Annotated in this window: 1 protein-coding gene; it reads left to right on the top strand. The window is 62.0% G+C overall.

Annotated features, from left to right (window positions below; genetic code table 11):
- On the top strand, positions 1–2,991 hold a 2,991-nt coding region (locus AAE514_RS18305), incomplete at its 5' end, for a translocation/assembly module TamB domain-containing protein (RefSeq protein ID WP_347333004.1).
- Positions 2,992–3,042 lie beyond the last annotated feature (51 nt).

The raw sequence follows: 3,042 nt of genomic DNA, 5'->3' as shown, positions 1-3,042 counted from the left end.
CACATCGAGGGCGGCGGCGAATCAGATACCCTGAACCTTCAACAGAGCAACCACGCTTTCCAGTTGACCTTGGCGGCGGGCAGTGACGCCGACCTGCTTCTGGAAAGCATCGAAGACATTCAGGCAACCGCCGGAGACGGCCATCGCCTGGAAGGGGACGACCGGGAAAACACCTGGGAGATTAACGATCAGGACGAAGGCACGCTGAATTCCAGCCTAACCTTTGTGGGGGTCGACCACCTGTTGGGCAATGGCGATACGGACACCTTCAAACTCCTAAACGGCGGGCGAGTGAGTGGCGTCATCGACGGGGCGGGCAACACTGAGGGCGAGGACACGCTCGACCTTACCCAATACGGTGACGCTCAACTGACGTTGACGCTCCAGACTGATGCCGAGTCGGGCCTGAGGCTGCGCAACCTGGAGTCGATCAGCGCTCCCACGGACGCCGGCCACACGTTGATTGGCGCCGACGAGGAAAACACCTGGGAAATCACCGCCACGGATGAGGGAACCTTGAACGGCATGAGGTTTGTGGGCGTCGCGAACCTGACCGGCGGGTCCGACGATGACACCTTTCGGCTTCTCACCGAGGACAGCTTGAGTGGTGTGGTGGATGGCGCCGGCCGGGAGGACGAAAATACGCTCGACCTGTCGCGTCTGAGCGAGGCGGCCTTCAGTGTCGGCAGCGGCGGGCAGTTTACCCGTATCGATTACCTCAAGGGAGCCCGGAACAAAACCACGCTGGAAGCCCCCGGCCCGGATAACCAGTGGCGATTGGACCAGGGCCAGAACGCGGGTACCGTGACCGACTCCGAGGGCCAAGCGTTGCGTTTTACCGATGTGACGGACCTGCAAGGCGGGAATGAAGGCAACCGCTTTGTGTTCGATGGCGGTTGGGTCACCGGCTGGGTTAAAGGCGGTGAAGAAACTGACCGGTTTGAGCTGGACCTGGCCCCCGGCACTCAGGGGCGTTTGCAGCTGGACGGGGGCAATGGCGCCAACCAGTTACAAGTCACCGGGGGCGGCGCCGGTTACGAGGCGCAATACCGGGTTAGCCAGAGCGCCGGCGAACGCCTGGTTTACACCGACGCCAACAATTCCGTGTATGAAGTGGCGTTCGAAAACCTGGCCCGGGTTGACGACAACCTGACCGCCGGCACCCTCCAAGTGGGCGGGACACTCAACGCCGAAGCACTGACCCTGCGCAATCAAGGCTATCAGGTGGAAGGCTTTACGGCGCTCTACTTTGACCATAAAACCCACCTAAGCATTGCCGCCGAGACCAACGACCAGCTCACCATTGCCGGCCCCCAGGATTTGGCCGGCACCTTGGAAATTCACAACGCCCGGGTCGAACAGCCCGATTCCGACGACCGAATCCAGGCGCGCCAACTGCGCCTGGTGGGCATTGACCAATTCGGATCGCAAGCCAACCCCATTCGCACCGTCGTTGACCAGCTCTCTGCCGATATCGGCACCGGCGGTTTGTTTCTGAACAACGACGGCAACCTGAGGTTAAACCGGCTGGATACCCGCGGCCCGGTGGATCTCTGGCTGGCGGGTTCGCTCACCAGCGATACCGCCCTGGTGAGCAACCAGGCCGTTAACCTTCACTCGGATTTGGGCAGTATTCGACTGGATGGGGACAATCGCCTGACCGGCGAGGTCACGCTCCATGCCAATGGCGACATCCACCTGAGCAACCGCGAGTCGCTGACCCTGGGGGCGGTGCGGGCGGACAGACTGACCCTGGATGTGGAGGGCCAGTTGAATGGCCAGGGCCCGCTGGTGCTGAACAGCGCCTTCCTGAGCGCGGAGGGCGACATGGCCTTGGCGCACGAGGATAACCGCCTTCAAACGGTGAACCTTTCCGGCGGCGGTGCCATCGACCTGAACAACGACGGCGCCCTGGCGGTGAATGAACTGGAAAGCGCCGGGGCGGTTCATATTCGCGCCCGGGGGCTCACCATGAACGCCCGGAGCACGGCCAGCTCCCTGACCTTGGACAGTGGCCCGGGCGATTTGGTGGTACACCGAGACCTCACGGCCGAGACCGGGTTGCACTTATCCGGCGAACGCATCGAGCAGCGCGGCACCCTGGCCAGTGGCGGCGAGCTGTTACTGGAAGCAGAGAAGGATATTGTCATGGAGGCGGGCGCGCGAACGAGCGGGCAGGGAGAGGCGATGGCCTACCGCGCCGGTGGCCACCTAACCCTGGCGGGGCTGGACAACGCCGAAGGCACCGTAGAGCTCAATGCCGGGGGCGAGATTCTCACCGCCTTCAACGGCGAGGAGAACGGCCCCGTGAACATCGCCGCCCAGCGCCTGGAGGTGCAGTCCGGCACCGGCGTGACGAGCACGAGCCGACTGATAACGCGCGTGGGCGAGCTCTCCGTGAAGAACCAGCAGAACCGCGTGGCGATCACCAACAGCGGCACCGTTCGTATCGATCGGATGGCCAGCAACGGCAACGTCAGCTTGCGCAACCTTAAAGGCGACATCGAGCTGGACAGTCGAGACGGCCCGGTTTTTGATCGCCAGGAGACCGACGCCCTCAGTGCCGGGGGCACAATCAATGCGAATTACCGGCAGGGCACTGTCAGCATTTTTGTCGACAATGGCAACCTGTTGGCACTGGGCATGCCCCACAGCCACAAGCCGGACCTGGTGGGCCGTCGGGGCAACCTGATCGTGGGGGGTGATATCGGCACGGCGGCCCGCCCATTGGTGATGTACTTTCAGGATAATCTGTTTATTGAGGGGCTGCGCAGCTGGTCCCCGGAGTGGGCCTTCGGCCACCCGCCGGCAAAGGTGGAGAACCAATCCTCTCTTAAGATGAGTGATTTTGATCTGCTGATGTCGGGGGCGGATTATTTGGTGCAGGTTGAAGAGTTGGAAGACGTTGACCCCGCCGTGTTTACCGAGGTGCGAAATTATACCTATGATGATATTGCCATTCGCCTGCCGGAGAGCCAGCAATATGAGTAGGGAGGGGGATGGAAAACTGTTAGGTGGCGCTACCGCTTACCTAACCTACGC

This window comes from Marinimicrobium locisalis (assembly GCF_039822625.1).
Taxonomy (GTDB): Bacteria; Pseudomonadota; Gammaproteobacteria; order Pseudomonadales; family Cellvibrionaceae; genus Marinimicrobium; species Marinimicrobium locisalis.
Note: the sequence above shows the minus strand (reverse complement) of the source record. Positions and strands in the feature narration are given on the sequence as shown.